We start from the raw sequence: 26,793 nt of genomic DNA, 5'->3' as shown, positions 1-26,793 counted from the left end.
AGATTGAGAGGGGCGGGAATGGATAGCCAATTTGCAACCAAAGTCATGCTGGTAGATGATGAGGAAGAGTTTATCGACCTCATGTCCCAGCGACTGGAAACTAGAGGACTCAAAGTTGTTGCCGTTACCTGCGGGGAGGAAGCCGTTGCTGCGGTGGAGGACAGAAATATCGATGTGGCGGTGGTCGATTTGGCCATGCCCGGCATAGACGGCATCGAAACGCTGCAACGGGTGAAAGCAAAACGTCCGGACATTGAAGTTATCATGCTCACCGGCCACGCCACGCTTCACAGTGGTATTGAGGCGATGAAGCATGGGGCGCGAGACTACCTGGAGAAACCGGTTGACCTTAATGTATTGATGGAGGCGATTCGGGCGGCAAAAAATGAGCGAATGACCAGCTTGAAAAAGAAATCTGCAGAAGAAGTCAAGCATATTTTAAAGAGCAAAAGCTGGTAAATATCTGCTGTATTCAGCAGCGATAGGTATCCCCTAACTCATTGTAATTTAATGAGAAGACTGTTGAGCAAGGTCTGAGGTGTAATGGTGCGTCTTGGATGTGAGGGGAAATGTGCCGGCAGCTGCAAACCTTTAGAGGACAAGAGGAGAGTGTCATGGAACAGCAACAGATAAAGGTGAGGGATTTGTTCATCCCACTGGAGAAGTATCCCTACCTCAACGAAAACCAGATGCTGGAGGAGGCCATCCAAACTTTTATGGATCTTCGCCAGGAAAATGGTGGGCGCATAAAATATGGAATGCTTTTTGTGGTGAATAACAGCAATGAGCTGGTCGGTAAGTTGTCATTAATGGATGTTTTGCATGGATTTGCACCACGGCTTTTTGACGCGACCAAGGTGGCAAAGTTTGATGGTAAGGAAGGTCAATATCCCGGTCTCGCCCTGCTCCACGAAGAGGCAGTGTATGCAGAGTGCGGTAAAAGCAGGAAAACCCCGATAAAAAACCATATACGGGCCATTGATTTCACGATTGGTGCAGACATCCCCATGCTCGAGGCCCTGATAATGATGTCCGGTCGCAACGAATTTGATACCCCGGTGACGGATAACGGTACCATTATCGGGGTCCTGCGTTTGGAAGAGATCTTTGCGGCAATGTGCAATTCTGTCTGCATGCTGCCTTAAATAAAGAATGAGGATAAGAAGATGACTGCTGCAGAGTCTACAAACATAAGTCTTCCTGAAGTGCATAAAAAATTTGATTGGAAGCGTCTCCTGTTTATGTTGCTTGGCATAGGGTTGTTTGCCTTTGTTTATTACTGTCCGCCATGGCCGGATGCCATTGACCCCATGGGCACGCATTTTGAACTGAGCAAGGAGGCAAAAGGAGCTTTGGCCGTCTTTTTACTGGCTGCAACCTGGTGGGTTTTTGAAGTTGTCCCCATCGGGATCACCAGTTTAACCATAGGTGCCCTTCAGGCCTTGTTTATGATCCGTGATCCCAAGGTGGCGTTCAAGGATTTCATGGACCCTTCGGTCCTTTTTATTTTTGGCTCAATTGTTATCGGCATGGTGTTCACCAAGACCGGCTTGACCAAGCGCATTGCCTACAAGATGCTTTCCATTGTCGGTGAAAAGACGAGCATGATTATGTTGGGTTGTTTTGTGATGACCGCTGCCTTGACCCATTTGATGGCGCATACCGCAGTGGCGGCAACCATGTTTCCCATGCTCATGGCCATTCATGCGCTTTATTCCGAGGAAGAATCGACCAAGTTCGGCAAAGGGCTGTTTATTGGTATGGCCTATGTAGCGGGTGCCGGGAGTATCATTACTTTACTTGGTGCGGCCCGGGGTGCGGTGGCTTTGGGATTTTACAAAGATATTATGGATGTGGATATCAGCTTTTTTCAGCTCACAACCTACATGTTTCCAATCGGCTGGTTGATGACCTTTCTCCTGTGGGGATTTGCGATGATCGCCTTTAGGCCGGAAAGAAAAACCATCCCTGGGTTGAAGGATAAATCCAAAAGGATGTACAAGGAACTGGGCGGTTGGAGCAGGCAGGAGATCTTAACGGCGGTGATCGTCTGTGTGACCATTCTGGTGATTGCCCTGAAAAACTTTATCCCTGCTTTGGGCGGTCTGCATAAGACCGGCATTCTGCTCTGTTCAACTATTGCTTTTTTTCTGTGCAACATCCTCGATCTGGATGATCTGGAAGAAATTCCATGGAACATAATTCTGCTGTTTGCCGGTGCCATGTCCATTGGTTTCTGTCTGTGGGAAACCGGGGCCGCAAAATGGCTGGCCGTCAACTGGCTGGTCTTGTTTCAGAATTCACCACCCCTGGTATTTATCCTGGGTATGGCTTTCTTTGTGATGATTATGACCAACTTTATCATGAACGTGGCTGCAATCGCCATCTCTCTGCCAGTGGCCCTGGTTATTGCACCGTATCTCGGTGTGGCCGGTGAAGTAATCCTTTTCTCTTCCCTTATTGTGGCAGGTATGCCGTTTCTACTGTTAGTCGGCGCCGCCCCCAATGCCATTGCCTACAGTTCCAAGCAGTTTACCACCGGCGAGTTTTTCCTTTACGGTATCCCTGCAAGTATTCTGCTGATGGCTGTTACCTGGCTGGCGGTTACGGTTATCTGGCCGTTGATGGGGATGGAGATTTATGTGTCAAAGGTGATGTGAAAAGAATAGCTTTGATAGATAACAATAAACGATCAGAGACGGGAAGGCGTTGTCTATGCCTTTCCGGCTCTGCTCAGGGAATTTTACGTGAATAGATATACAAAAAGGATATTGAAATGGTTGCCGGCAATAGCTTTAGGGTATGCGGCAAGCATCGGGATGCATCTGCTTGTGAATAAACGTTTTTTTGATAATATTCCCCTGTAGGTAGGATCGAGATAATGGATATCTTTCCCCCCATCATCCATTATCCCCTTCCTGCTGCCTGCTGCAACGGTAGGTGTACGTTGCAGCAGGTGGTTTTTAAAGAGGAAACAGTTGCTGTCTATGGTATGCAGGTGTCTATGATTCCAGAATAACGTTGTCTTTAGTGGGTGCCGGTCATGAAATCAACATTTACCCTGCAAAGTCTTCCTGAACTGATGGAGTTGCTCAACGCCATTCCTCATGGGGTTGTCCTTCTGGATACGGATTTGTGCATTGTGGCCATGAATCGTTTTTTAGAAGCCATGACTGGATTTACAGCCCATGAGGCTGTAGGGGTGTATGGAGATTTTATTCTTCGTTCCAATCTCAGTGGTAATGATCAGTTTTGCAAAAAGGTGCTGGAAGATGGGCAATCTGTTGTCAGAGACGGTAACATTATTAACAAGTCACGCCTCATTATTCCTATTCATTTTACCATTTCCAGGATTGTAAAAGAGGGAAGGCCTACAGGGGTATTGATCGTTTTGGAAGACATGTCAGCCCTGCAGGCTGCAAAAGTCGACTATCTCGGAAGTAAAGCCCGTTCAGAAATCATAGGACATAGTCACCAGATGGAGGCGATCTTTGAGTTGATGGCAGTGTTGGCTCGCACCGATGCCTCTGTGCTCATTACCGGCGAGACCGGAACGGGCAAGGATCAGATCGCCGAACAACTGCATAAATCATCGAGTAGAGCCCGGCAGCCTTTTGTGAAAGTTAACTGCGGTGCCTTACCTGAAGCCTTGCTGGAATCCGAACTGTTCGGGCATGTAAAGGGAGCTTTTACCGGAGCCCTTAATGATCATGTCGGGATGTTTCGCTTAGCTGACAAGGGAACTATTTTTCTGACGGAGATCGGTGATTTATCGCTGCAGTTGCAGGTGAAACTCCTCTCTGTTCTCGATGACCAGGAATTTTATCCTGTGGGCAGTAGTAAGAAAGTAAGCGTTAATGTGCGTGTGATCGCAGCGACTCACCGTACGCTCAAGGAAGAGGTCCTCCGGGGGCGTTTTCGTGAAGACTTGTATTACCGCTTGAATGTCCTTCATCTCCATATGCCGCCGTTAAGGGAGCGGGATGGTGACGTACGGCTTTTGCTGGATTATTTTCTGCGACATTTCAGCGAGGCCCTTGGTAAGAACTTTCAGGGTTTTTCCAGAAAGGCAATTAAACTCTTAACCCACTATTCTTATCCTGGAAATGTGCGTGAACTGCGCAATATTGTCGAGTACGCCGTAAATATTTGTCAGCAGGCACAGATTGATGTGGAGGATCTACCGCAGTTTGTAGTGAAACCTCCGCCGCAAGTCCCTCGGCAGCCCGCTATCCATGCCCAGTCATTAACTTCCTCCATATTTCCGGATTCTTCAGCTGCAAGATCCATCAGCTCCTGGGCAGAGGTAGAAAAACAGAAAATTATGGATACGCTTAAACAGACAGGGGGGAAGCGTTCTGAGGCGGCTGAGCTGCTAGGCTGGGGAAGGACAACTTTGTGGCGGAAGTTGAAAAAATACGGATTGAACTGAAAGGAAGGCCATGAAGATATTAATTACTGTCAGAGGTGATTTTATTGCACCTCGATTTGACCTGACGGCAGAGGTGATTGTAGCGACCTGCTATGATCATCAGCTGCTGGAAGAACCCCGTTCCATCATTTTGTCGGAATTTTCCGCAGAGAAGATGTGCGATCTCGTGCTGAAGGAGAATATCAATGTTGTTGTCTGCGGGGCGATAGAGGAAAAACATTATCAGTTCCTCACTTGGAAAAAAATTGCAGTGATTGATTCCGTTATCGGGCCTTTTAAAGATGCGATGGAGCTGGCGGTCATTAATACTTTGGCCTCAGGGAGTATATTGCCGGGAGCAAACTTGTCCGGGGTGACGTCATGAAATGGAACAACAGGTGGTTATCACGACTCTTGCCGTTTTTTGGTGACAATATGGCAAACAATGTGGTGCTGGAAAAAGACTATGCTAATTTTGCAAGGAGTCTTTTTATTCTGCTTCTTGTCCTGGTGTTGACTCCGCTTACTATTATTTCCGGGCTTTCCCACTACCAGTATAAGCAGCTTCTGCAAAAAGAGGAATTGACTCAGCTAATGCTCAATATCGAACAGGCGGAAAGTACTATTGAGCGGTTTGTTTCCAAACTGCAGTCCGTTGTTCGATTTGTCGGAAGTGCTGACCGGTACGAGGAGCTGCTTAACCCTGATAAGCTTAAAGCTCTATTTACCCGCTTACAGGAGGAATATCCAGATTTCGCAGACATTGAAATCATCGATTCCCAAGGCAAGCAAAAGTCTTATATCGGTCCATACAAACTTGTTGGCTATGACCATACCGAGCAACAATGGTACCAGGAAGTGCTGAACCGGGGAGTGTATATCTCTCATGTTTTCTCCGGATATCGCCAAGTGCCGCATTTTGTGATCGCGGTGAGCCGCAAGCATCTTGATCGAGAAGGATCATGGGTGTTGAGGGTAACCATTGATGGGAAAATCCTGCAGCGATATGTGGATACCATTAGTACCACCTCAGTTGCTGATATCTACATGGTTGATGCTGACAATGTGGCCCAGACGCAGCCGAGAAAGTTTGGTAAACTCGGCCAAAAAATCAGGCTTCATGTGCCGGAGAAGGTTAACTATGATTCGTCAACTATTTTACCCATAGCACTCTCCTTTTTTGATTTTAAGCATTTGGAGAAGGTCAACTATGATCTATCAAATGACTTTTCCGAGCATGAAGGAATTGCACAGAAGGATGCTAAGATATCGGTCCTTAAAACCGAGCAGGGGACGGATGTTCTGTATGTTGATGTTGCCTTGAAAAATACTCCCTGGCACCTGGTTATGGTCAAAGAGCTCTATATCCATGGCAATGCCTGGTTTTTTTTCCAGCTTCGTTTATTTTTTATTTTGTTTTCCTGCATCATTATAGCCGTTCTTGTGATTTTAAAAATCAGTACCGGTATTACCGCCTATATTCGTGAGGGTGATCGAAAAAGGGAGCATTTTCTTGCCGAGGCTGAGAGTGCCAGTAAGCTTGCCTCCATCGGCCAGCTGGCAGCAGGTGTGGCCCATGAGATTAACAACCCGCTTTCCATTATCAATCAGAAAGCCGGGTTGGTGGAAGATTATTTTGAAATGACAGGGCCCTTTCAATATAAGAAAGAGATGCAGGGCGCACTGGATGGAATCCAGGAGAGTGTGCTTCGCTGTAAGACCATTACCCATCGCCTTCTGGGGTTTGCGCGTCATACGGATGTACAGACTGAAGAGATAGAGATTAACGTGCTGTTGAAGGAAGTGGTTGCCTTTTTAGCCAAGGAAGCAACCTATAACCAGATAAGTATTGATTTTGATTTGGATGATACGGTTCAGAATATATTCAGTGATCGAAGTCAACTGCAGCAGGTTTTTTTAAATATTGTCAATAATGCAGTGGATGCCATCGGCAAAAATGGTCGGATCCTGCTCAGTAGCAGCAAAATTGATCAGGACACCATAAAAATAAAAATTACAGATACCGGGGAAGGGATGTCTGCAGATGTACAGCGTCGTATTTTCGATCCTTTTTTTACTACTAAGGAAACAGGTAAAGGGACAGGCTTAGGGTTGTCCATATCCTACGGTATACTGAAAAAACTTGGAGGAACAATCAAAGTGCAGTCGGAAATTGGTAAGGGAACAACATTTGTAATTACGCTGCCGGTTACGCACGATTGATGGAGGAAGTATGATAGACTCAAAAGTACTCATAATCGATGATGAAGTAGAATTCGCATCAACCTTGTGTCAGCGTTTACGCTTACGCGGCATTGAAACGGCAGAAGCGCACAGCGGGGCTGATGGGGGGGCGAAAATAGAGGAGTTCAAACCTGATATCATTATCCTTGATTTGAAAATGCCCGATATGAATGGATTGGACATGCTGGCTGAGGTTAAGGGACGAGATCCCCAAGTAGAAGTGATTATGCTGACCGGTCACGGTTCAACAGCCTCTGGCATCGAGGCCATGGAAAAAGGGGCCTTTGATTATATTATGAAACCGGTCGACCTTGGAGAATTGCTCAACAAACTTGAGCAAGCCGATCAGAAAAGGAGCGAAACGCAACATGATAATTGACGCGGTCACAGAAAATGCCCTTCGCCATGAGCAGGTCCAGACATTAGGGCGCCTGATGGCTGGTTTTTCTCACGACATGAAAAATCATCTTGGTATTATTCGGGAATCCAATGGGTTGCTCAGCGATTTTGTAGAGTTTTCCGTAATGCATGGAGATGAAAGAACTATGGAGAGGATGCAAAAGGCCATCGCATCGGTTGAGCGCCGGATAGTTGTCGTTGCAGATGTGCTCCACCATCTCAGTGGGCTTGCTCATAGAGCAGATGTTGAATATACAACACTGAGCATAAATGAACTTTTGTTGGAAGAGTATGCATTTCTTGTCCGCTTTGCGCGGTTGAAACAAATCAGCTTCGAGGTGCATCCTGGTGAGGATATACGTGCGGTACACAACAACCCTTCTTTACTTCAGCACATTTTTTATCGCCTGTTTGAGCTTTGCCTGGATCAGCTCAGCAAAGACTGCAGTCTGATAATCAAGACTACCATGGAAGAAAATTCGGTACAGGTAACGTATCAACTTTCCCATGCCATTGTTGTTGAGGAAACAGACGTATTACAAGCGGCTCTCACCAAGGTGGGAGGGTTCCTTTTGGCTGAGCCCACTGCAGATGCGTGCACCGGCTTGCACTTGAGAGTTCCTTCACTTTCCAGTGATTTTTTTGAGCAATGAACCCGTGTTATGGGGAGAAAAATCACCTTTTCCTGAAGGATTGACCCGAAGGGGGAACTTTTTGATTTAAAACGAAAAACAGACTATCAATTGTGCAATTACTCTTTAAGCAATAATATCAGTTAATTGAGTTGTAAATCAAAAAGGTTATGAGAAATTGGGGTTAAGATGTCATGAAGAGAAGACAGGACGGTTGTTGTCCTGTTCGTATGGACATAATGCTTTAGGGTATTTTGAATTATTAGCAATTCAGTTCAAGGTCAAGGCATGCGATAAATTTTACCACAGGCATATAGTTCATATCGGGGTCTACATTATCTCCGAGGATTAAATTTTGAGTATAACTAGGTAAGCGCAAGACTCCGGGAGATCGGGCTAAAAGGCAATTATTCAAGATAATCTTTATTCTAAGGAGGAAACGTAGATGGATTTAACAGGAAAGGTTCTATTGATCACCGGAGCAAGTAGCGGTATTGGCGCTGCAACCGCAAAAATGCTGGATCAGGACGGAGTCTTGTTTGTCCTTACCGGTCGCAATGAACAAAAATTGGGAGAACTTGCTGCTCAACTTCAGCATGCTGTGTTTGTTGCCGGTGATATTACTGATCCATCCCTACCGGAGCGCCTGCTGCAGGCGGCATTGAGTAATTTTAAGCGGCTTGACTATGTTTTTAATAATGCAGGGGTAATGCATATCGGCAATGTGGAGGAGGCAGATGTAGAGGCTTTATGCCATATGGTACGGGTTAACTTTGAAGCCCTTGTTCGGGTAAGCTATACCATGCTGCGCCACATGAAGAGCCAGGGAAGCGGATTCCTGATCAACACCTCAAGTCTTGCCGGATTAAAGACATTTCCAGGAATCGGCGCCTATAACGGGACCAAGTTTGCGGTGGAGGCATTCACCGACGCGTTGCGAATGGAGCTGGCAGGCTCTGGAGTGAGAGTGGGGGCCATTGAACCGGGAAGAACTGATACCGGTCTGTTTGATCATTGGCCGGAAGAAAAAAGATTTGATCCCGCCGAAGGTATGCTTCAGCCGGAGGACATTGCGCGCTGCGTACGTTTTATGTTGCTCCAGCCGGAGGAGGTACTTGTGCCCCGTTTATTGGTGGTTCCATCTAAGCAGCCGCGTTAACGGGCCGTTGTGATCAGGAGAGTCATCTGTTGTCGAGAAAAGCTGCCGGCCTGTGTTTTTCCAGCTATTCCAGGGAATATGGTTGAAGGTGGGGCGTTGCCGATGCACACCTTTTCGTTTGACACTCCATTGTCTATTACGTATAAGAAGAAACATTTGAAATTTATTCTCATCCCCACAACGTATTATCCTTGGTGAAATCAGGGGTAAGTCATGTATTCTGGAGGTTAAGTATGCGTATTATCAAAGTAATGTCTGTTGTCTTGTGCAGCTTAGGGATTGCCTTTGCAGCGATGGCCAAAGACATGAATGTAGGCTTTGTTTATGTTTCCCCCATCGGTGATGCCGGTTATTCCTTTGCCCATGATAAGGGCCGTCTGGCGGTGGAAGAGATGGACGGCGTCAAAACCGCTTATGTTGAGTCCGTGAAAGAAGGACCTGACTCTGAGCGAGTCATCCTTAATATGGCTCGTAAGGGATACGATATAATTTTTGCAACCAGTTTCGGTTATATGGATCCGATGCTCAAGGTGGCAAAGCAGTTTCCAAATACCGTTTTCATGCATTGCTCTGGTTTTAAAAAGGCTGAGAACATGAGCAACTATTTTGGCCGCATGTACCAGGCCAGGTACCTGAGCGGCATGGTTGCCGGTGCGATGACCAAAAGTAAAATCCTCGGTTATGTAGCTGCTTTTCCTATTCCTGAAGTTATTCGCGGCATCAACGCTTTTACACTTGGAGCGCAGGCCGTGAATCCCGAGGTATCCGTACGGGTAGTATGGACCAAAACCTGGTATGACCCGGCAACTGAAAAAGAGGCTGCAAAGTCTCTGCTGGATGCTGGAGCAGACGTTATTGCCCAGCACCAGGATTCTCCAGGGCCACAGGAAGCGGCGCAGGAGAAAGGTGTCTACTCAATCGGCTATAATTCTGATATGAGTACTTTTGCTCCTAAATCACATCTCACCGCTCCTGTATGGAACTGGGCACCTTATTACAAGCAGATTGTTAATCAGGTCAAAGAAGGTACCTGGAAAGCTGAATCGGCTTGGCCGGGAATGGATGCCGGCATAGTCAAACTTGCTCCATTTGGCCCCATGGTTCCTCAAGATGTTCAGGATACAGTAACCGCGAAACAGGCGGAAATAGCCTCTGGTGCCTTCAAGGTATTCTCCGGGCCTGTCAAGGACCAGCAGGGCGCTGTAAAAATTGCTGACGGGACCGTAGCAAACGACGAAACATTGCTCGGTATGACCTGGTTTGTCGAGGGTGTTGTTGGAACCACTGAATAAGAACCGCATAGGTAAAATGTACTGGAAGCCTTGTCGTAGCTGATGCAGCGATTCAGGATTATTAAAAGACAGGAACGTCTTGGTTGGCGTTCCTGTTTTATTTTATTGACCGCAATCGCTCTTGCCCTGTTGTTAAGTGCAGTGATGCTGGTTATGCGCGGCACACCGCCCGTGGAAGGAATCTTGACCCTTTTTAAGGGGGCCTTCGGTTCCAGATGGGCCATTGAAGACAGTCTTATCAAGGCGATCCCTATTTTTCTCTGCTCCCTGGGCGTGGCCACAGCTTTTCGGTTACAAATCTGGAATATTGGTGCAGAGGGACAGTTTGCTCTGGGAGCTATTGGCGCTACCTGGGCCGCATTGACTTTTCCCGAACTTCCCAAACCAGTACTCCTTTCCATGATGATTGGCGCCGCTTGTATAGCCGGCGGTGTATGGGGTATGATTCCGGCAATACTCAGACAGCGGCTCGGTACTAATGAGATCATTGTCACCCTGATGATGAATTATATAGCCATTTTGCTGCTGGAATACCTGGTGTATGGTATTTGGAAGGATCCTGCCAGCTACGGTTTTCCCATGACCCCGATGTTTAGCGAGCAGGCCATTGTCGGCAAGATCGGTACCAGCGGGGTTAACAGCGGTATATTTCATTGTCTTGTCCTTGGTGTGTTGTTCTGGATATTTTTTACTTTTACCAGGACCGGTTTCGAATTAAAGGCCTCTGGAGACAGCGTCCGTGCCGCACGCTATGCCGGCATTCCCTATAATTATTTAGTGGTGCTGGTAATGGTGCTAAGCGGGGCCCTTGCCGGATGGGCAGGCTTTTTAGAGGCCTCGGCAACTATTAATCGATTACAGCCATCCATAATGGTCGGTTATGGCTATACTGCCATCGTGGTTGCCTGGCTTGCTCGCCTTAATCCTTTGAATATTGCCATAACTTCTTTTCTGCTCGCCGGGCTGCGTGTCGGAGTGGAAAGCCTGCAGCTGGACATGCAGGTACCGGCAGCGTTCGGCGGGATGATAGAAGGGCTGATTCTGATGACCGTTCTAGCCAGCGGTTTTTTTGTCCATTACAAAATGGTACCGGTGAGGAAACAATGACCCTGGAGATGATCATACCGCTCTTGGCTGCCACCATTGTTGCCGGGACCCCCATTCTGTATGCGACCCTGGGAGAAATGATTACCGAGAAATCCGGAGTGCTGAACCTGGGGGTCGAAGGGATCATGATTGTTGGTGGGCTGACTGCTTTTTTGGTAGCACATTTTACCGGCAGTCCTTCTTTGGCCTTTTTTGCAGCTGGTGCTGCAGGTATAACAACCGCCTCTCTGCATGGCATTGTGTGTCTTGTTTTTCAAGGAAACCAGGTAGTTTCCGGGTTGGCACTCACTATTTTAGGAACGGGGTTTGCCAATTATTTCGGTACGTCCTATGTCGGTTTGTCCGCTCCGGGGTTTCAACCCATGGCAGTGCCTCTACTTGCTGATATTCCGGCCATTGGGCCAATATTTTTTCAGCATGATCCGTTGGTCTATCTCACCTATATACTCCCGCCATGCCTGTGGCTTTTTTTCAACAACACTCGCTATGGACTAGGATTACGGGCTGTGGGTGAATTCCCGGAGGCTGCTGCCGCAGCTGGTCTCAATGCAAGAGGGTACCGTTGGTTGGGGATTCTTGGTGGTGGCTTTTTTATGGGGCTTGGTGGTGCCTACCTGTCCCTTGCTTATACTCACCTCTGGACCAATAATCTGACTGCCGGACGTGGCTGGATAGCGGTGGCTTTAGTGATATTTGCCTTCTGGCGTCCTGGGAGGGCTGTGTTTGGAGCCTATCTTTTTGGGGGTATTATGGCGCTTCAGCTCAGGCTGCAGGCAACCGGCACCCAATTGCCTTCATCATTGCTGCTTATGCTGCCCTACGGTCTGACTGTCTTTGTCCTTGTCTTGTCGTCACTGGGCCACAGACGCACCAATGAGCCGGCTGCTTTGGGCGTGAATGTTGAACCGGCCGATTAACCTGTCTAAAATTTGTATTAAGCTTGTTTGTGTAAGGAGTTAAGCAATGGAAGAAAAATCTCAGTATAGAAAAACATATCCCATATCCTGGGACCAATTGCACCGTGATTCCAAGGCACTTGCCTGGCGATTGCTGAGTACGGAGTACTTCAAGGGTATTATCGCCATAACACGAGGCGGAATGGTGCCGGCTGCGATAATTGCTCGTGAGCTCAACATTCATCTTGTCGATACTATCTGTATTTCCAGTTATGATTGGAAGGATAAAAAAGGAGATGCTGAAATACTCAAGCCCTTTGCCGGAGAGGGCGAAGGATGGTTGCTTATCGATGACCTGGTGGACACCGGGCGGACTGCCCAGATTGTGAAAAAAATGGTGCCCAAAGCGCATTTCGCGACCGTATACGCAAAACCGGCAGGTCGGCCCTTGGTAGATACTTTTATCACCGAGGTCAGTCAGGATACGTGGATTCTTTTTCCCTGGGATTCCGAATCTCAGTTTGTCCAGCCGCTGGCAGCGGGGAAGTAGCAGGTAATGGCAACTGCTGAACCGGTCATACGGCTGGAAGGTATATCAAAATCATTTGGCAGTGTGCAGGCCAACCAGGATATTACCCTGGATGTCCATCAGGGACGAATTCTTGCTCTTTTGGGGGAAAATGGCGCCGGTAAATCCACCCTGATGTCCATTCTTGCCGGTCAATTGCAGCCCGATAGCGGCACGATATCGCACGCAGGAAAACCTGTCGTCTTTACCAATACGGAAAAGGCCATCCAGAGCGGTATCGGTATGGTCTATCAGCATTTTAAGCTGGTAGACGCCATGACTGTTGCTGAAAATGTTTTTCTTGGCGCATCTGATAGTGTGTGGTTGCGGCATAAAGAGATGAATACCGAGGTGCGTCAACTTGCTGAAAAATATGGTATGTCGATTGACCCTGAGGCTGTGATTGCCGATTTGTCCATGGGCGAAAAACAGCAGGTTGAGATTCTTAAATTACTCCACCGCAAAAGCTCTATCCTGATTTTTGACGAACCTACGGCCGTACTGACCCCAAAAGAGTCGGAAGCATTGTTTGCAACCATGCGACAGATGGTTGAGATGGGGACGGCCATTGTTTTTATCAGTCATAAACTGGAAGAAGTTCTTTCTCTTGCCGACGATATAGCAATATTGAAGCGTGGCAGAGTTATTGATCAGCTTCCGAAAAAGTCGGTGCATTCGACCGCAGAACTCGCCAGGCGTATGGTGGGGCGCGCTGTTCTTTTAGAGGTTGATAAAGAACCTGTAGAGCCTCGACAAATTGTCCTGAAAGTATCTTCTCTGACTGGAAAAGGATTGAAAGGAGCTGACTTTGAAGTTCGCCAGGGAGAGGTTTTTGGTATTGTCGGGGTTGCTGGAAACGGGCAAAAGCCCTTGGTGGAAACCATTTGCGGCTTAACCTCTCCCAAAAAAGGAAGTGTTCGCATCCTGGGGTTGGAGTGGAAACAGTTTTTTTCCAAGCAAAATTGGGAGCAGACACTTAGCTATATCCCGGAAGATCGCCAGGGGTTAGCAACCTGCCCTGGCCTGAGCCTGCTTGATAATTTTTTATTGACCACCAGGGGTGGGTTCGTGCGTGGTCCATGGCTGTTGAAAAAACGGGCCGGTGCTACTGTCAATAAGCTCATTAATGATTTTGATATCCGCCCGCCGGATTTGGATGCCTTGGCCTGGCAGCTTTCCGGTGGTAACCTGCAGAAGATGGTTCTGGCAAGAGAGTTTTATCGTCGGCCAAGATTGATTGTTGCAGAGCAGCCAACCCAGGGGCTGGATATTGCTGCAGCAGAAGACGTCTGGAATTTATTGATGAAAGCCAGAGAGCAGGCAGGCATATTACTGGTTACCGGGGATCTCTCTGAAGCGTTGACCTTGTCCGATAGGATTGGAGTCATGTATGGCGGTATGCTGGTGGAGACCTTTGCTGCTGATGACCAGGAGCGAATTGACAAGATACCTGAGATGATGGCAGGCCTTGCAACTAATTGATCTATCCGACTTAAACTGAGGGGGAATTATGATTTTATCCTACAGAGATTACCAGCCAAAGGCAGGAAAAGGTGCCTGGGTGGCACCCAATGCGACCTTTATTGGTGATGTTGAAATAGGCGAAGATGTATCCCTGTGGTTTGGTACCATTGCCAGGGGCGATGTCCACAGTATCAGGATTGGTGACCGGACCAACATCCAGGATAATTGTATGATCCATACAACAGGAGCTGAGGGGGGAGGGCGTTCCCTTGACGATGGTCATCCTGCCGTCATCGGCAGTGAAGTGACGGTAGGTCATAATGTGATATTGCATGGGTGCACGGTGGAGGACCTTTGCCTGATCGGGATGGGCGCCATTATACTTGACGGGGCAGTGATCGGACGCGAGTCGATTGTCGGTGCCGGAGCTGTTGTGACTGGTGGAAAAATATTTCCTCCGCGCTCTCTGATCCTCGGTTCACCGGCCAAGGTGGTTCGCGAGATTACCGATGAACAGGTAGAAGGGTTTCGTGCATCCTGGAAACGATATGTCGAATTGAAAAATGAATATGTCCGGGCGAAAGTCGGCCATTGTTTTTAGGTTATAGTTCTACCATTGTAGAGCAACAACCTACGGACCACCCTGTGGTTCTATTGAGACGTTTTGGATCTGATAGGCATCTCAGCAGGAGCCATAGGGTGAACTGGTAGGGCGGAAGAAAGGAGTGGTGGGGTTGGGATTTATACCCTGACAATACTGTTTTCTTCACCGTATTCATTGGGTGCATATCCGTCTGCCTGATGGTCATTTACCCATACATTGCCGTCAAGTACATAACGAAAGAGAAATGTCTCTCCAGCCGGCAGCGAAACCGTTGCCGAAAAACTGCCATTTTTGAGTTTTTTCATCGGGGTTGCATCCAGTAACCAGGTGTTGAACTCACCAGCGATCACCGCACTTTCAGCACCTTCCTCGTTTTCATACTTAAAGGTTACCCTGCATATCTTACCGGTTTTCGAGTAGCTTTTTTTTAACATATTGTCCTCCTGAGAACCATGTTAGAAAATATGGATAAATGAAATGAAAGATTGTGGGTACATGGTGCATATAAATGATTCGTTCATCATGAACTGTAAAGTATGTTAATGGCCAGGTCAAATTGATATTTCATTTCGTTCATTTTACTTTTTTTCGCCGCCTGATAGACATATACGACCAGTTGAAAAATATTGATACGAGTTAAGCGATGGAAGAGCAGTAAAGTAAATATACGTATTACATTGATTGGAAATTATGGATAACACACAATACAAAATTCCTGAGTTACTTGCTCCGGCAGGTAGTTTTGAAAAATTGGTTACAGCAGTGCATTATGGTGCGGATGCTGTTTATTTAGGTGGTAAGCAGTTCAGCCTCCGTGCAAGGGCTGCTAATTTTGACGATGCAGGCATCGGTCGGGCTGTGGAGTATGCTCACCAGCATGGCGCGAAAGTGTATGTAACCGTCAATATTTTTGCTCACAACCGGGATATGAAAGGACTTCCAGACTACCTGGAATCATTGCAGTCCCATGGCGTTGATGGCATTATTGTTGCGGATCCAGGGGTTTTTTCCCTTGCCCGGCAAACTGTACCTGCGCTGCCTGTACACCTTTCCACTCAGGCAAATGTGACCAATGGAGCCAGCGCTGCATTTTGGAGCAGACAGGGCGTGTCGAGGATAAACCTGGCCAGAGAACTGGGATACGGTGAAATACAGGAAATACGGAGAGCAACTGATGTAGAGCTGGAAATTTTTGTCCACGGAGCACTGTGTATTTCCTATTCCGGGCGATGCATGCTCAGTAACTATATGACCGGCAGAGATGCCAATAAGGGAGATTGTGCCCACCCATGTCGCTATTCCTATAAGTTAGTGGAAGAAAAACGACCAGGTCAATATTACCCTGTCGAAGAGGATGAGCGAGGTACTTATATTTTTAATGCCCGGGATCTATGCTTGCTGCCTCATCTGCCCAGGCTTGTTGCCACGGGTGCCGACTCTATCAAGATTGAAGGGCGGATGAAATCTATGGGGTATGTTGGCAGTGTTGTCAGACTGTATCGAGCGGCATTGGACCTGATCAGGGAAAAACTTTTTTCAGGCGAAGCCCTCAATAATATCGAGTTACCGGCTGTTTTTCATAAGGAAATGAAGAAGATCGGCACTCGTGGCCACTCTCAAAATTTTTTTGAGGGACACCCTTCATCTGATGACATGCTTTATGATACAATGCGATTAGCCCAAGGGTATGCACCGGTGGGCATTGTACGTGCGATTGGTCCTTTAATCATTGAAACCAGAAATGTACTGGAAAGCGGTGATACGGTTGAATACCTTGGGACTGACAGTATTGAACCGGTCACGGCTCGTGTGCTAAAAATGGTCAGCAAAGATGGCGAGGAAATAGTCCGGGCAAACCCTGGCAACAGGATCGAATTACACACTGAACCACAACTCGTTTCAGCACAAATAAATAGTATTGTAAGAAAATATATAGAACCACTATGAAACCGTTATTTGATGTTCCGTTTCTTCCTGATTCAGCATATGTAGACTTACTGGTTGAGCATGCAGACGAACTCGATTGTATTCATTTCAGTCTTCTTCCTGATTTTCGTTTAGATAGTCGCATTTTACTTGATGATCTACAGGACAGTGATAAGTATCTTGAGCAACTTGGTCGGTTGCAGGGCGTAAAAAAGTATGCATTGATGAACAGCCGCTTTTATTCTCCCGAATTGCTGAGCAACAAAGAGAATATGCAATGCATTGTCAATACACTTCAGGACTATCTGGAACATGATCTCATTACCGGCGTTATCTATTGCGATCATTATTTGTTGCAGTATCTTTCCGACGCAGCACCGGAGGTTGCCTCTTCTCTGGAAGCAGTCCCCGGAGTGAACACCATGTTGGATTCGTTTAGTAAGATTGATGCTCAGTTGTCCTATATTGAGTTGACCAAGTTCAAGAGGCCGCAAAAGATTATTCTTGATCGATCTTTGAATAGGGATCTAGATGCTTTGGCCAAGGTAGCTCTTAAAACCCATACCCAGTTTCCTCACATACGGCTCGAAGTGCTTGCCAATGAAGGGTGTCTTCCCTACTGTCCGTTTAAGCTTTCCCATGATTCCTACATTGCCTTGGCTAATATCAACGGTCAAAAAAACAATTTTGGCTTTAACGACAATCTGGGATGTGTAAATGTATTTTACAAGGAGCCACACCGAATTCTTTTTTCCCCTTTTATCCGGCCTGAAGATATTGAACTGTATTATTACCATATTGATACCATCAAATTATGCGGACGTTCATTAGGGCCGGCTTTTCTGGGTCGGTTGTTTAAGGCCTACAGCAACCGCCATTATGACGGTAACCTGCTTGATCTGCTTGATGCCACTAATTGGCTGGCCGATAAGTTGTATATCGATAATGGTTCGTTGTCATTTGATTTTGCAAATATGCTTTCACAATGCGATGGGCGTTGTGAAAAGTGCGGTTTTTGCCAAGAGTTGTTTGAAATGATTGCCCAATGGCAGCCTTTGTCCATTCCTGATAGGCGGAAAGCGTTGAATTGACAGGGAGCCTCTCCAGGGTTACATGTATCTGTTGTACATCCAGGAAAGGTGAGAAAAAATGCAGGCAGTGCATTATGCCTGGTGGAGGGGACGGATATATGGAGTCATTTGAAGAGTTGCTTGAGGTCTCAACCAGAATTCATGGTCATATTTGTGCCGGTCAGGTTATCGGGGTTCGTATGGCAATGGAGGGACTGGGTCGGGTGGGAATTGATGATCCAAAAGGGAAGGATCGGAAAAAAACCTATGTCTTAGTGGAAATTGATCGCTGCGCAACCGATGCTATTCAGTCAGTAACCGGATGCAGTCTGGGAAAACGGTCGATGCGTTGGGTTGATCACGGGGTCATGGCCGCCACTTTTGTCAATCTGGACACTGGAAAAGCAGTCCGGGTAACAGCCAGAGAGGAATCAAGGGAACTCGCCAAGAAATATGCTCCGCAGACCGTGGAAAAATACCAGCGCCAGTTGGATGCATACAAGGTAATGCCCCTTGATGAATTATTTTCCTTTCAGGATGTCGAAGTGACACTCAAAGAGTGTGAGATGCCGGGACGGCCAATACGCAGGGTGGAATGCGAGGAGTGTGGTGACTGGGTGCAGGATTGTCGCGAGGTGATTCAGGACGGCAAAACGCTTTGTCGTGGTTGTGCAGGTAATCGATACTACAAAGAATTATAAAGGTTGAATATGTTTGTCAAAAAGTTGAGCACAATTACTGCCGAATCCATCCCCGTGGGGCAGGGCGTATCCCGGCAAATGCTGATTAGTCCTGAGGAAGCACCCAATTTTGCCATGCGGATCTTCAGTATCGATCCGGGCGGATTTATGCCGATGCATACCAATACGGTAGAGCATGAACAGTTTGTCTTAAACGGGAGTGCTGAGGTAAGCTTGGATGGCGAGTTGTTTGCAGTGGAAAAAAATGATGTGGTATTGATCCCCAGCGGAGTACCCCACTACTATAAAAATACTGGAGAGGAACCTTTTACCTTTCTCTGTCTTATCCCCAATAAAGAAGATATTATAGAAATCCTTGACTAGAATTTGGTTTTCACTTCCCATTGTCTCCAATGAAAGCACCGCGTGTTCGTTCTTTCAGCTATCATTGCAGGCAAAAATACGGAGTGGCGGTCGGAAAGATTCCCCTTGATGTAGGGATCACCTGTCCCAATCGTCTTCGCGGCGGATGTATCTACTGCCGTCCGGCAAGTTTTACCCCTTCATGTCTCCGTAGTGAAGACGATATCCCCACCCAGATTGAACGGGGCAAACAGCACCTGCTCAAAGGGCGATTTCGATATTATTTCGGCTATTTTCAGCAGGAGACTGTGACCGCATTGGCACAAAAAAAGCTGCTGCCCCTGCTTGCAGACGTTCTCGAAGATCCGTCCTGTCTCGGTCTTGTCCTGTCCACCCGTCCTGACCACTTGGCTGAGGAATTGGTAGAGTCACTTGCCCTGCTCATCGAGCAAAGTAAGAAAGACTGTCTGATTGAACTGGGACTGCAGTCAGTGCATGCCAAGAGCCTGGAGTTACTCAACCGTAATCATAGTTTAGACGATTTTTTTGGAGCTGTAGACCGAGTCAAACGATATGACCGGCTACAGGTTGGGGCGCACCTTATTTTCGGTATCCCAGGTGAATCTAGGGCGGAAATGGTGCAGACGGTAGAGTGTGTGGCTGGTCTGCATCTTGATGCTCTGAAGTTGCACCATCTGCAGGTTATTAAAGACACCGTCCTGCACACCATGTATCTGCAAAACAGGTTTGCATTGTTTTCCCTGCAAGAATACATGGATTTTTTACTCCAGATTATTCCTCTCATACCGGCGAACGTTACCCTGCACCGCCTTTGGTCCACCTCTCATCCCTCTTTACTGGTTGCCCCCAAGTGGCATGTCCTTGTCGGAGAACTTAGCCGGATTTTGCAGCGCCGGCTGGAGGAAAATGGGGTGTACCAGGGCTGCAAGGTAAACAACGAGCAGGTTGCAACTGGTTATTCTCCCCTTAACCCGAATCTCGGATAAACTTTTTGATTTTAAACTCAATTAATTGATATTATAGCTTAAAGAGTAATTCTCCAATTAACAGTCTGTTTTCAATTTTCAATCAAAAAGTTCTCCCTTCGGGTTACGCAAAAAGAGTGATTTTGTTGGTCCGGCGTATTTTTTTCAAATAACGATGAAAAGGCAGGTCATAATGTTGCTGGTGGTGAGCAACGTGTTTGCGGGCTTTGCGGAGCGTTTTTTTGGGCAGTTCTTCTGGAAAGGCAAGCAGGATAGCATTGCTCCGTTTTTTGACCGCCATTTCCAACATTTGGTTATTGCAGCTTTCTCGTATTGCCTGGCAGGCCATGCCATAGAGATGCTTGTCACCATTCCATAAATTAACCGCCATAACACCGTTTGGCTCAAGCCTGTCGAGTATACTGCGGTAAAAATCAGGTATAAAAAGCGGGGGGGACATGGAACGGGGACCGAAGATGTCAATGAAGGCGATCTGGTACGTAATCCTGAGCGTGGAGGGGGAACACAGAAAGTCAATTACATCATTTTTGTAGAGATGAAGACCTTTCGCATGGGGGAGATGAAAGAATTTTTTTGCAACATGAATGACCTTTTCCTCTTTTTCTATAATATCAAGAAAGGCATCCGGGTGGTGATGGAGCAGAAAGTGGGCGATCGAGCCGCCCCCTAATCCGCACAACAGGAATTTTTTTGGATCGGGATGCAACAACAGCGCTGTCATCATCCATCGGGTGTAGGCTAGTTGCAGTTCATGGGGGGCATCAAGATCGATGCAGCTTTGCCGTTCTTCGGCTCCGAAGCGCAAACTGCGGAGTGATCCTTCATCCATAACCTCAATCGGGTGACTACCAGTGTTGCCTCTGTATATAACACGTTCCACAATAATACAGATCAGGTCAGATCAAGAGAAATGAAAAACGGCTTGAGGATGGTCTCCTGAAGCCGTTTTATTCAACGTGGGAAAAGAGAAAATTTTCATGCACGATGAAAATCAGCACTTGCCGCCAATTCCTCAACCACCACCTTTTGCCGGTGCCGCCAATTTTTCCGCATCAGCAGCAGCACCCATTATAGAGCCACGGTTAACTTTGATACGTACGTTATCAGCTATTTCAAGAGTAACTACGGTATCGGTAAGACCGGTAATTTGTCCATGGATACCTCCACCAGTAACGACCTTGGCACCTTTTTTCAGATTGGCCAGGTACTGCTGATGTTCTTTCGCTTTTTTCTGCTGTGGGCGAATCAATAAGAAATAAAAAACAACAAAGATAAGAATAAGCGGTACAAAAGAAGCTATACCTCCGGCGCCGCCTCCCAAGGGCGAAGCACCAGCTGCGTGTGCAATTCCGGTCATGGGAAAAAACCTCCAAATAAGAATTATGTCAGTAGGGTGCGGGCACATCCCGCTGTTGATAGAACTCGGTACGAAATGTCATAAAAGTGTCGTTGGCTATGGCCTCCCTCATGGTTGCCATCAATGAACAATAGTAATGTAAGTTGTGGATACTATTCAGTTGATATGCCAAAATTTCACGACACTGAAAGAGATGTCTTAGGTATGCCCTGGAATAATTTCTACAGGTATAGCAACTGCACGTTTCATCCAGGGGCCGTTGGTCATCTCGAAAACAAGCATTTTTTATAACAAGTCTCCCCTGCGAAGTAAAGAGCATTCCATTACGGGCATTGCGTGTCGGCATGACACAATCGAACATGTCAATGCCATGGAAGACACCTTCAACAAGATCTTCAGGAGTGCCAACTCCCATCAGATACTTGGGGTGAGCAGCAGGCATATGGGAAACCGTAGCGGAAAGCATTTCGTACATCAATTCCTTGGGTTCTCCAACAGACAAACCGCCAAGAGCGTAGCCGGGGAAACCTATGTCCACCAATTGCTCTATGGCTTCCAGTCGCATATCGGAATACATGCCGCCCTGAATGATGCCAAAGAGATGCTGTCCTGTTGCTGACTGGGCCTGCTTGCATCTTTTTGCCCAGCGGGTAGTGAGCGCTGTTGCCTCTGCGGCTTGATCTCTGCCGGCAGGGTAGGGAATACAGGTGTCGAGTGCCATCATAATATCGGAGCCCAGCGCCTCCTGCACATGGACAGCATCTTCCGGACTGAGGAAGAGCTTTTTCCCATCCAGATGTGATCTGAACGCCGCCCCCTCCTCTGTTATTTTTGCCAGATCCTGGAGGCTGAAGATCTGAAATCCTCCAGAGTCCGTCAGTATCGGTCCTTGCCAGTTCATGAAGTTGTGGAGCCCGCCAAACCGGCGAACAAGTTCATGGCCCGGACGAATAAAAAGGTGATAGGTGTTACCGAGAATAATCTGGGCACCCAACTGCGAAAGGTCTTCTGGAGTAACCGCCTTAACCGTTGCCTGCGTACCGACGGGCATAAAGACCGGTGTTTTAATGGTACCATGCAGGGTGGTGACTTCTCCGCAGCGGGCATTACACTGTGAGGAGGTAGATGTGAGTGTGTAAGGTGATGTTGTCATGCCGTTTATTTGTAAAAGAGTTGAATTAGCTGGAGGGGCTTGATTGATACTACTCTGTTTCGGTTGCGATCAAAGGCCCTATACTATGCATGCTCTTCATTTCGTTCCAGCCAACGGTGGTCAAGAAAATCGACAACGGTAACGGTAAAATGAGAAAGAGAGTTATCTGCCTTTCTTTAAAAGTACCTTGGAAAAATATTGGAGTGTTATACGCTTACGACCACATTTTCGCAAGCAGGAAGGAATAACTCGCTGTCACAACGAAACCAGAGAGCGGTATCTATCTGGGAGGGGTTGCATTTACGGGAAACAAAAAAAAACGAATAACGTAACCATACATCCTGGTAATCGGGGTAATGTTAGTCCCAATTACCTCTAGATGTATGGGGTCAGCAGCTTAATAGTTATTGCTTATAAATAAACGTACCAACATGTTCGCCGTTAAGCGCTTTGGTGATGTTTCCGGGGACCATCCCGTTAATTATCTGTACTTTTTCAATGACTTCTGAGTTTTGAATAATGTCAAGACAGGGCCGTTCGATGACCAGGTCGTCCTGATTTTTTTCCAGCAAGTCCTTGGCACCTATTTCCGCTATGAACTCCGCATCTGGATTTTTTTTCGGATCGTCTGTGTAGAGCCCGTTTTCATCTTTAATAAAAAGAACTGTGGTCGAGCCGATTAGGTCAGCAAGAATCACCAGGCCGACATCGGTCCGGTGAATGGGGATCCTGCCGACTTTGGGCTTGATTGCGAAATAATCGTAAGGAGGCATGCCATGCATTACCGGTATGATACCTTCTGCAAAGTAGGCAGGTAGTTTCACAATATCAGAATGAGAAATTTTGACGCCTCCCCAGGGCGAAAGCAGGGTCGCTATCATCAGCGCATTTTGTTCTGAAACCATGCTGCCGAATTTGGCAATAACGCCGGTCGGCATTCCCATTTCAAGACCGATGGTGTAGATGTGACGGCTCCTGGTCCCCCCGCCGGTGGTGATCAGGATTTTGTGATCAGCGCGATTGCTGACAATTTCCTTCAGTATTGCAGGCAGTGCCTTTGCCCCGCGGTCACAAATGGATTGCCCGCCGATTTTCACAACAGGAACATCCGGATATAACTTTTCCTGAGGAGCAATATCGAGATTACCGATAAACTCATTGCTTACCAGGCTTTCCCCCATAAGTGGACTTTCAACATGCAGTCTTTTGCCATCCTTTTCTCGCACCAATGCCATAATTTTCTCTCCCCCTTATGCGCTAATGTCGTCTTATTTTTTGTTTTTGTCTCGCTCAAGGGCGACTAACTCCGCTTTGGTAGCTTTTGCAATCTGTTGCAATTCTTTTTTGCGAATATGATCAGCATACACCTTAAGATCAACTCCACTGACCGCAACTATACGGAATCGAGGTGTTTGGGTCCCTTCTTTTACTTTCATTCGTTCACGATAAAAGATTTTTCCAGGCATTTTGCTACTCCTCAGGCTAAAATTATCGTTTTTGGGTTACAACCATTTCTACATGATATGTCTTTTAATCGCAGATGGCAAGGTACGTTCAGGCAGCTCCGAAGATGCATATAGCCCTCTTTTGCGGTGGAGAATAAGGATGCTTTGAGTTTACTCAAAACAGCACAGAGGGTGAGCGAAAATGAGAAAGGCAGGCAAGCAGGGAAATAGCGCTGGCTTTTCCCTGCCTGGCTATGGATGGGATTTTTGCCTGGAGTTGAATATCAATCAACCACTAATGGTGACCAGTTCAATATCAAAAGTGAGGTCTTTTCCTGCAAGCGGTGGATTTGCATCCAGGGAAACGTGTTCTTCTGTAATTTGAGTGATACGGACTATTACCGGCTGGTTAGCCTCGTTCATGAGTTCGAGCTGCATTCCTACTTCAGGGGTTATATCTGGTGGTACCTGGTCGATGGGCACATTAATAATCATTTGCTCATTACGGGGCCCGTATGCTTTTTCAGATGGTATGGTCACCGTTTTGGCTTCACCCAGCTTCATACCGATGACGGCTTCCTCAAATCCTTCGATCACCTGCCCCTTGCCTATGATGAAAGGGAGCGGTTCTCTGCCTTCTGATGAGTCGAAAATTGTTCCGTCTGCTAGTTTGCCTGTGTAATGGATAGTGACGTTATCACCACTTTTGGCCTGTGTCATTCTTATCTCCTGATAAGTTAAATGGGAAAGTATGCAATCCTTCCGTATGCCCTGATTGTTCAGAACCTCTCGAAAATGGAGTACGAAAATAATCTTGATTGCAGAGAATCCTCAGAGGGGATAACTGGTCTTCAGTTATTTCAAAATGATGGCTTACGTTGTCTTTCTGGTACCTGGTAAGCAGGCCCACTAAAAGGATTTGCGATGTAAAATAATGGAGAGTCATTTCTTTACTGGCTATGGGATGTACCAAGGCAGTCTATTAATTGCAATTGATTTTGCTGAGAGAGCGGCTGGGTAACGTTTTAATTAAACGAGAAACTTGAGGATAAGACCTGTAATTGCTTATAGGTGCCTCATATTTGGAAAAGCGTAATTTACAGCAGGTAGGCAAAGATCCAGGTAGCTTATCTCAACGGGAGAATCTGTGGGACGCCCTATGAGTAGCTATTTGAGCTGATTCTTATCATCACAATTTTGTTGCAGACAGCATTGGACTCAAGGGTTAATTTTTTTGTTATATCCATGTAACAAGGAATACTTTTGTAAAGTATGAAATTGGAATTATAAGATATTATTTCGTTTTTTGTTGACATGTTGATTTCTTGTTCGGTAGATTGTTCCCTGTTTTCAGGCTCCTTTATTGGATGAAAAGGGAATTCCGTGTAATTCGGAGACGGGCCCGCCGCTGTAATCGAGGACGAAAGCTGCACAATGCCACTGACATACATGTTGGGAAGGCGCAGTGAGTAGGTAGATTCGAAAGTCAGAAGACCTACCTGAAAAAAAGATCGTTTCCTGTGGACAAGGGGACTGATAGAGATACGTGGATTTACAAGGGCATCCCCGAATCATTTTTACAATGATTCGGGGATTTTTTTTTGAAATGGATCGTATAAAAAAAGGAGCATTCTCGATGAAAAAGTTCATGCAAATTGTAGTGACAACAGCCGTTTTCGCGTTGTCAATGTGTGTTACCGCAGCATTCGCCTCTGGTGGGATGAGCCAGCCGAAGGAAAGTAAGAACGCAATTATTGTAGCCAGCTTTGGTACTACTGTTCCCAGTGCGGTTAAATCCATTACCAATATTGTGGATAAGGTCAAAGCTGCGTACCCAGGGACTGAGGTCCGCGTCACCTTTACTTCCAATATCATACGCTCCGTATGGAAAGAGCGGCAGGCGGAAGCGCAAAAATGGCTTGATCAGGGGATTCCAAAAGAAGTACTTTATGTAGAAAATGTCATTGCTACCTTTGGTGACCTGCGTGAAGAAGGGTATACAAATATCATTGTTCAGCCCACCCATATGTTCTTTATGGAGCAGTCTCATGACCTGATGCAGTACGTCAATGCCATAGCTTCTATCCGGACAATGAAAGATAAATGGCGTCCGTTTAACACTATCGTGATGGGACGTCCCGCACTTGGTATGCCTGGAGATCGTTATGAGTATCATGTAGATGTGGATGCGGCTATTGCAACCCTTGCTGCTGATGCGGAAATGGCCAAAAAAGAAGGAGCGATGTTAGTCTACATGGGTCATGGAAATGAGCATTGGTCCACCGGAATATACAGCGAAGTGCAGCAGAAAATGCGCAAAGCTTATCCTGATGTTGCAACTTTTGTTGGTGTAGTCGAAGGACACCCAAGCCTGGATGATTTTGCAAGCCACTTAAAGTATGCTGATACCAAGAAAGTTATCTTGAAGCCGTTCATGATTGTTGCCGGTGACCATGCTACCAACGATATGGCCGGTGAGGAAGACGATTCCTGGAAATCTATGCTCAATGCTGATGGTTACGACGTTGAGGCTGTAATGGAAGGGCTTGGTTCTAACGACAAGTTTGCCCAGCTTTTTGTCGATCATATTGCTGATGCTGCAAAAGAAAGAGGGATTTTGTTGAAGTAGCAGCTGAAAGTAGACCTCGTTTGAGGGCGTTGGCTTTTCTTTATTTCAAGGTGTTTTCCTAAACGGTGGGAGGCACCTTGATTTTTTTTGATAGGTTCCTATTTTCATAAGAAGATCAAATGACTAAGGATCTACAGTTACTATCTATACGAAGAGGATACTCTATGCTACCTAGCGATAAAATAGACAAGGCTTTTAAGGCAATATGTGAAGAAGCAGAAAAAATGCTCAAGAAAGATGTATCGGGCAAGATGGAAAAACGTTTGAAGACCATTGTTTCCATTGCAAAACACCAAAGTGATGTGCGGGGATTAAAAGGTACCTGCTGTCACCCCAGTAAAGAGAAGTGCAAGTAACATCCTTTTCCTTCCTGTCATGCTCTATGGC

At 46.7% G+C, this 26,793-nt stretch carries 30 protein-coding genes and 1 riboswitch; of the genes, 23 read left to right on the top strand and 7 right to left on the bottom strand.

Translation table 11 applies throughout. From position 1 onward, the window contains the following. Window positions 1-18 precede the first annotated feature (18 nt). The 16 genes from JWH17_RS13080 to JWH17_RS13005 all read left to right on the top strand — a co-directional run bounded on the left by JWH17_RS13080 (window position 19) and on the right by JWH17_RS13005 (window position 14,773). Entirely contained in the window at window positions 19-459 is a 441-nt protein-coding gene (locus JWH17_RS13080; RefSeq protein WP_205223070.1) for a response regulator, read from the top strand. 155 nt (window positions 460-614) lie between these two features. Continuing rightward, window positions 615-1,145, top strand: coding sequence for a CBS domain-containing protein (locus JWH17_RS13075; RefSeq protein ID WP_205223069.1), 531 nt, complete (start codon window positions 615-617; stop codon window positions 1,143-1,145). 21 nt (window positions 1,146-1,166) lie between these two features. Further along, window positions 1,167-2,660, top strand: a complete 1,494-nt coding sequence (locus JWH17_RS13070) for an SLC13 family permease (protein ID WP_205223068.1) — start codon at window positions 1,167-1,169, stop codon at window positions 2,658-2,660. A 221-nt stretch (window positions 2,661-2,881) separates the two neighbouring features. Next, a complete protein-coding gene (locus tag JWH17_RS13065; protein ID WP_205223067.1) occupies window positions 2,882-3,019 on the top strand; it encodes a hypothetical protein in 138 nt (45 codons plus the stop codon). Between the two features lie 24 nt (window positions 3,020-3,043). Next, window positions 3,044-4,432 (top strand): sigma-54 interaction domain-containing protein, encoded by a 1,389-nt coding sequence (locus JWH17_RS13060; protein ID WP_205223066.1) that lies wholly within the window; start codon window positions 3,044-3,046, stop codon window positions 4,430-4,432. 10 nt (window positions 4,433-4,442) lie between these two features. Further along, window positions 4,443-4,796, top strand: coding sequence for a NifB/NifX family molybdenum-iron cluster-binding protein (locus tag JWH17_RS13055; RefSeq protein ID WP_205223065.1), 354 nt, complete (start codon window positions 4,443-4,445; stop codon window positions 4,794-4,796). Beyond that, a complete protein-coding gene (locus JWH17_RS13050; protein ID WP_205223064.1) occupies window positions 4,793-6,634 on the top strand; it encodes a sensor histidine kinase in 1,842 nt (613 codons plus the stop codon). Before JWH17_RS13055 ends, JWH17_RS13050 begins: the two co-directional genes overlap by 4 nt. Before the next feature lie 10 nt (window positions 6,635-6,644). Further along, on the top strand, window positions 6,645-7,034 hold the full coding sequence (locus JWH17_RS13045; protein WP_205223063.1) for a response regulator: 390 nt from the start codon (window positions 6,645-6,647) through the stop codon (window positions 7,032-7,034). Continuing rightward, the gene (locus JWH17_RS13040) at window positions 7,024-7,707 is read left to right on the top strand and encodes a sensor histidine kinase (protein WP_205223062.1); all 684 of its coding nucleotides are present in this window, start codon (window positions 7,024-7,026) and stop codon (window positions 7,705-7,707) included. The genes JWH17_RS13045 and JWH17_RS13040 overlap by 11 nt, the downstream gene beginning before the upstream one ends. Window positions 7,708-8,131: 424 nt before the next feature. Then, window positions 8,132-8,845 (top strand): SDR family oxidoreductase, encoded by a 714-nt coding sequence (locus JWH17_RS13035; protein ID WP_205223061.1) that lies wholly within the window; start codon window positions 8,132-8,134, stop codon window positions 8,843-8,845. Window positions 8,846-9,078: 233 nt separating this feature from the next. After that, window positions 9,079-10,137, top strand: a complete 1,059-nt coding sequence (locus tag JWH17_RS13030; RefSeq protein ID WP_205223060.1) for a BMP family ABC transporter substrate-binding protein — start codon at window positions 9,079-9,081, stop codon at window positions 10,135-10,137. A gap of 42 nt (window positions 10,138-10,179) precedes the next feature. Further along, a complete protein-coding gene (locus JWH17_RS13025) occupies window positions 10,180-11,244 on the top strand; it encodes an ABC transporter permease (protein WP_232371079.1) in 1,065 nt (354 codons plus the stop codon). Further along, window positions 11,241-12,161 carry an ABC transporter permease gene (locus JWH17_RS13020; RefSeq protein WP_205223059.1) on the top strand — a complete coding sequence of 307 codons (921 nt, stop codon included), beginning with the start codon at window positions 11,241-11,243 and terminating at the stop codon, window positions 12,159-12,161. Before JWH17_RS13025 ends, JWH17_RS13020 begins: the two co-directional genes overlap by 4 nt. A gap of 46 nt (window positions 12,162-12,207) precedes the next feature. After that, a complete protein-coding gene (gpt, locus tag JWH17_RS13015; protein WP_205223058.1) occupies window positions 12,208-12,690 on the top strand; it encodes a xanthine phosphoribosyltransferase in 483 nt (160 codons plus the stop codon). Window positions 12,691-12,696: 6 nt separating this feature from the next. Then, a complete protein-coding gene (locus JWH17_RS13010; RefSeq protein WP_205223057.1) occupies window positions 12,697-14,190 on the top strand; it encodes an ABC transporter ATP-binding protein in 1,494 nt (497 codons plus the stop codon). Window positions 14,191-14,218: 28 nt separating this feature from the next. Next, window positions 14,219-14,773 carry a gamma carbonic anhydrase family protein gene (locus JWH17_RS13005; protein WP_205223056.1) on the top strand — a complete coding sequence of 185 codons (555 nt, stop codon included), beginning with the start codon at window positions 14,219-14,221 and terminating at the stop codon, window positions 14,771-14,773. Between the two features lie 140 nt (window positions 14,774-14,913). Here JWH17_RS13005 and JWH17_RS13000 read toward each other — a convergent pair whose 3' ends face one another. Next, a complete protein-coding gene (locus tag JWH17_RS13000; RefSeq protein WP_205223055.1) occupies window positions 14,914-15,210 on the bottom strand; it encodes an isoamylase early set domain-containing protein in 297 nt (98 codons plus the stop codon). A 256-nt stretch (window positions 15,211-15,466) separates the two neighbouring features. Here JWH17_RS13000 and JWH17_RS12995 point away from each other — a divergent pair, with 256 nt between their 5' ends. The 5 genes from JWH17_RS12995 to mnmL all read left to right on the top strand — a co-directional run bounded on the left by JWH17_RS12995 (window position 15,467) and on the right by mnmL (window position 19,822). Beyond that, window positions 15,467-16,723 carry a peptidase U32 family protein gene (locus JWH17_RS12995; protein ID WP_205223054.1) on the top strand — a complete coding sequence of 419 codons (1,257 nt, stop codon included), beginning with the start codon at window positions 15,467-15,469 and terminating at the stop codon, window positions 16,721-16,723. Next, window positions 16,720-17,793: a hypothetical protein gene (locus JWH17_RS12990; protein WP_205223053.1), complete on the top strand. Its 1,074-nt coding sequence runs from the start codon at window positions 16,720-16,722 to the stop codon at window positions 17,791-17,793. Before JWH17_RS12995 ends, JWH17_RS12990 begins: the two co-directional genes overlap by 4 nt. A 98-nt stretch (window positions 17,794-17,891) precedes the next feature. After that, entirely contained in the window at window positions 17,892-18,473 is a 582-nt protein-coding gene (locus JWH17_RS12985) for an FmdE family protein (protein WP_205223052.1), read from the top strand. A gap of 9 nt (window positions 18,474-18,482) precedes the next feature. Further along, complete coding sequence (locus JWH17_RS12980; protein WP_205223051.1) at window positions 18,483-18,836, top strand: cupin domain-containing protein; 354 nt, start codon at window positions 18,483-18,485, stop codon at window positions 18,834-18,836. Window positions 18,837-18,865: 29 nt separating this feature from the next. Further along, entirely contained in the window at window positions 18,866-19,822 is a 957-nt protein-coding gene (gene mnmL, locus JWH17_RS12975; RefSeq protein ID WP_205223050.1) for a tRNA modification radical SAM protein MnmL/YtqA, read from the top strand. Window positions 19,823-19,925: 103 nt separating this feature from the next. Here the strand turns inward: mnmL and JWH17_RS12970 are convergent, their stop codons facing one another. The 6 genes from JWH17_RS12970 to JWH17_RS12945 form a co-directional block, all read right to left on the bottom strand. Further along, window positions 19,926-20,651, bottom strand: coding sequence for a spermine/spermidine synthase domain-containing protein (locus JWH17_RS12970; RefSeq protein WP_205223049.1), 726 nt, complete (start codon window positions 20,649-20,651; stop codon window positions 19,926-19,928). A gap of 183 nt (window positions 20,652-20,834) precedes the next feature. Beyond that, window positions 20,835-21,179, bottom strand: a complete 345-nt coding sequence (gene yajC / locus JWH17_RS12965) for a preprotein translocase subunit YajC (protein ID WP_205223048.1) — start codon at window positions 21,177-21,179, stop codon at window positions 20,835-20,837. Between the two features lie 28 nt (window positions 21,180-21,207). Next, window positions 21,208-22,332 carry a tRNA guanosine(34) transglycosylase Tgt gene (gene tgt / locus JWH17_RS12960; RefSeq protein WP_205223047.1) on the bottom strand — a complete coding sequence of 375 codons (1,125 nt, stop codon included), beginning with the start codon at window positions 22,330-22,332 and terminating at the stop codon, window positions 21,208-21,210. A gap of 404 nt (window positions 22,333-22,736) precedes the next feature. Beyond that, the gene (locus tag JWH17_RS12955) at window positions 22,737-23,567 is read right to left on the bottom strand and encodes an amino acid kinase family protein (protein ID WP_205223046.1); all 831 of its coding nucleotides are present in this window, start codon (window positions 23,565-23,567) and stop codon (window positions 22,737-22,739) included. A gap of 33 nt (window positions 23,568-23,600) precedes the next feature. Continuing rightward, complete coding sequence (locus JWH17_RS12950; protein WP_205223045.1) at window positions 23,601-23,798, bottom strand: hypothetical protein; 198 nt, start codon at window positions 23,796-23,798, stop codon at window positions 23,601-23,603. A gap of 267 nt (window positions 23,799-24,065) precedes the next feature. Then, window positions 24,066-24,497, bottom strand: a complete 432-nt coding sequence (locus JWH17_RS12945) for an FKBP-type peptidyl-prolyl cis-trans isomerase (RefSeq protein ID WP_205223044.1) — start codon at window positions 24,495-24,497, stop codon at window positions 24,066-24,068. A gap of 615 nt (window positions 24,498-25,112) precedes the next feature. After that, a riboswitch (cobalamin riboswitch) is annotated at window positions 25,113-25,294 on the top strand. A 119-nt stretch (window positions 25,295-25,413) separates the two neighbouring features. Between JWH17_RS12945 and JWH17_RS12940 the strand changes: the two genes are divergently transcribed. After that, on the top strand, window positions 25,414-26,406 hold the full coding sequence (locus JWH17_RS12940; RefSeq protein WP_205223043.1) for a sirohydrochlorin cobaltochelatase: 993 nt from the start codon (window positions 25,414-25,416) through the stop codon (window positions 26,404-26,406). 164 nt (window positions 26,407-26,570) lie between these two features. Beyond that, window positions 26,571-26,762 (top strand): hypothetical protein, encoded by a 192-nt coding sequence (locus JWH17_RS12935; RefSeq protein ID WP_205223042.1) that lies wholly within the window; start codon window positions 26,571-26,573, stop codon window positions 26,760-26,762. Window positions 26,763-26,793: the final 31 nt, after the last annotated feature.

It is taken from the genome of Desulfogranum marinum, from assembly GCF_016918565.1.
In the GTDB taxonomy this organism is placed as follows: domain Bacteria; phylum Desulfobacterota; class Desulfobulbia; order Desulfobulbales; family Desulfobulbaceae; genus Desulfogranum; species Desulfogranum marinum.
Note: the sequence above shows the minus strand (reverse complement) of the source record. Positions and strands in the feature narration are given on the sequence as shown.

Excerpts from the sequence above, each read along its gene's own strand:
- JWH17_RS13080 (WP_205223070.1), top strand. The coding sequence starts at position 19 with ATGGATAGCCAATTTGCAACCAAAGTCATGCTGGTAGATGATGAGGAA.
- JWH17_RS13075 (WP_205223069.1), top strand. The coding sequence starts at position 615 with ATGGAACAGCAACAGATAAAGGTGAGGGATTTGTTCATCCCACTGGAG.
- JWH17_RS13070 (WP_205223068.1), top strand. The coding sequence starts at position 1,167 with ATGACTGCTGCAGAGTCTACAAACATAAGTCTTCCTGAAGTGCATAAA.
- JWH17_RS13065 (WP_205223067.1), top strand. The coding sequence starts at position 2,882 with ATGGATATCTTTCCCCCCATCATCCATTATCCCCTTCCTGCTGCCTGC.
- JWH17_RS13060 (WP_205223066.1), top strand. The coding sequence starts at position 3,044 with ATGAAATCAACATTTACCCTGCAAAGTCTTCCTGAACTGATGGAGTTG.
- JWH17_RS13055 (WP_205223065.1), top strand. The coding sequence starts at position 4,443 with ATGAAGATATTAATTACTGTCAGAGGTGATTTTATTGCACCTCGATTT.
- JWH17_RS13050 (WP_205223064.1), top strand. The coding sequence starts at position 4,793 with ATGAAATGGAACAACAGGTGGTTATCACGACTCTTGCCGTTTTTTGGT.
- JWH17_RS13045 (WP_205223063.1), top strand. The coding sequence starts at position 6,645 with ATGATAGACTCAAAAGTACTCATAATCGATGATGAAGTAGAATTCGCA.
- JWH17_RS13040 (WP_205223062.1), top strand. The coding sequence starts at position 7,024 with ATGATAATTGACGCGGTCACAGAAAATGCCCTTCGCCATGAGCAGGTC.
- JWH17_RS13035 (WP_205223061.1), top strand. The coding sequence starts at position 8,132 with ATGGATTTAACAGGAAAGGTTCTATTGATCACCGGAGCAAGTAGCGGT.
- JWH17_RS13030 (WP_205223060.1), top strand. The coding sequence starts at position 9,079 with ATGCGTATTATCAAAGTAATGTCTGTTGTCTTGTGCAGCTTAGGGATT.
- JWH17_RS13025 (WP_232371079.1), top strand. The coding sequence starts at position 10,180 with ATGCAGCGATTCAGGATTATTAAAAGACAGGAACGTCTTGGTTGGCGT.
- JWH17_RS13020 (WP_205223059.1), top strand. The coding sequence starts at position 11,241 with ATGACCCTGGAGATGATCATACCGCTCTTGGCTGCCACCATTGTTGCC.
- gpt (WP_205223058.1), top strand. The coding sequence starts at position 12,208 with ATGGAAGAAAAATCTCAGTATAGAAAAACATATCCCATATCCTGGGAC.
- JWH17_RS13010 (WP_205223057.1), top strand. The coding sequence starts at position 12,697 with ATGGCAACTGCTGAACCGGTCATACGGCTGGAAGGTATATCAAAATCA.
- JWH17_RS13005 (WP_205223056.1), top strand. The coding sequence starts at position 14,219 with ATGATTTTATCCTACAGAGATTACCAGCCAAAGGCAGGAAAAGGTGCC.
- JWH17_RS13000 (WP_205223055.1), bottom strand. The coding sequence starts at position 15,210 with ATGTTAAAAAAAAGCTACTCGAAAACCGGTAAGATATGCAGGGTAACC.
- JWH17_RS12995 (WP_205223054.1), top strand. The coding sequence starts at position 15,467 with ATGGATAACACACAATACAAAATTCCTGAGTTACTTGCTCCGGCAGGT.
- JWH17_RS12990 (WP_205223053.1), top strand. The coding sequence starts at position 16,720 with ATGAAACCGTTATTTGATGTTCCGTTTCTTCCTGATTCAGCATATGTA.
- JWH17_RS12985 (WP_205223052.1), top strand. The coding sequence starts at position 17,892 with ATGGAGTCATTTGAAGAGTTGCTTGAGGTCTCAACCAGAATTCATGGT.
- JWH17_RS12980 (WP_205223051.1), top strand. The coding sequence starts at position 18,483 with ATGTTTGTCAAAAAGTTGAGCACAATTACTGCCGAATCCATCCCCGTG.
- mnmL (WP_205223050.1), top strand. The coding sequence starts at position 18,866 with ATGAAAGCACCGCGTGTTCGTTCTTTCAGCTATCATTGCAGGCAAAAA.
- JWH17_RS12970 (WP_205223049.1), bottom strand. The coding sequence starts at position 20,651 with ATGGATGAAGGATCACTCCGCAGTTTGCGCTTCGGAGCCGAAGAACGG.
- yajC (WP_205223048.1), bottom strand. The coding sequence starts at position 21,179 with ATGACCGGAATTGCACACGCAGCTGGTGCTTCGCCCTTGGGAGGCGGC.
- tgt (WP_205223047.1), bottom strand. The coding sequence starts at position 22,332 with ATGACAACATCACCTTACACACTCACATCTACCTCCTCACAGTGTAAT.
- JWH17_RS12955 (WP_205223046.1), bottom strand. The coding sequence starts at position 23,567 with ATGGCATTGGTGCGAGAAAAGGATGGCAAAAGACTGCATGTTGAAAGT.
- JWH17_RS12950 (WP_205223045.1), bottom strand. The coding sequence starts at position 23,798 with ATGCCTGGAAAAATCTTTTATCGTGAACGAATGAAAGTAAAAGAAGGG.
- JWH17_RS12945 (WP_205223044.1), bottom strand. The coding sequence starts at position 24,497 with ATGACACAGGCCAAAAGTGGTGATAACGTCACTATCCATTACACAGGC.
- JWH17_RS12940 (WP_205223043.1), top strand. The coding sequence starts at position 25,414 with ATGAAAAAGTTCATGCAAATTGTAGTGACAACAGCCGTTTTCGCGTTG.
- JWH17_RS12935 (WP_205223042.1), top strand. The coding sequence starts at position 26,571 with ATGCTACCTAGCGATAAAATAGACAAGGCTTTTAAGGCAATATGTGAA.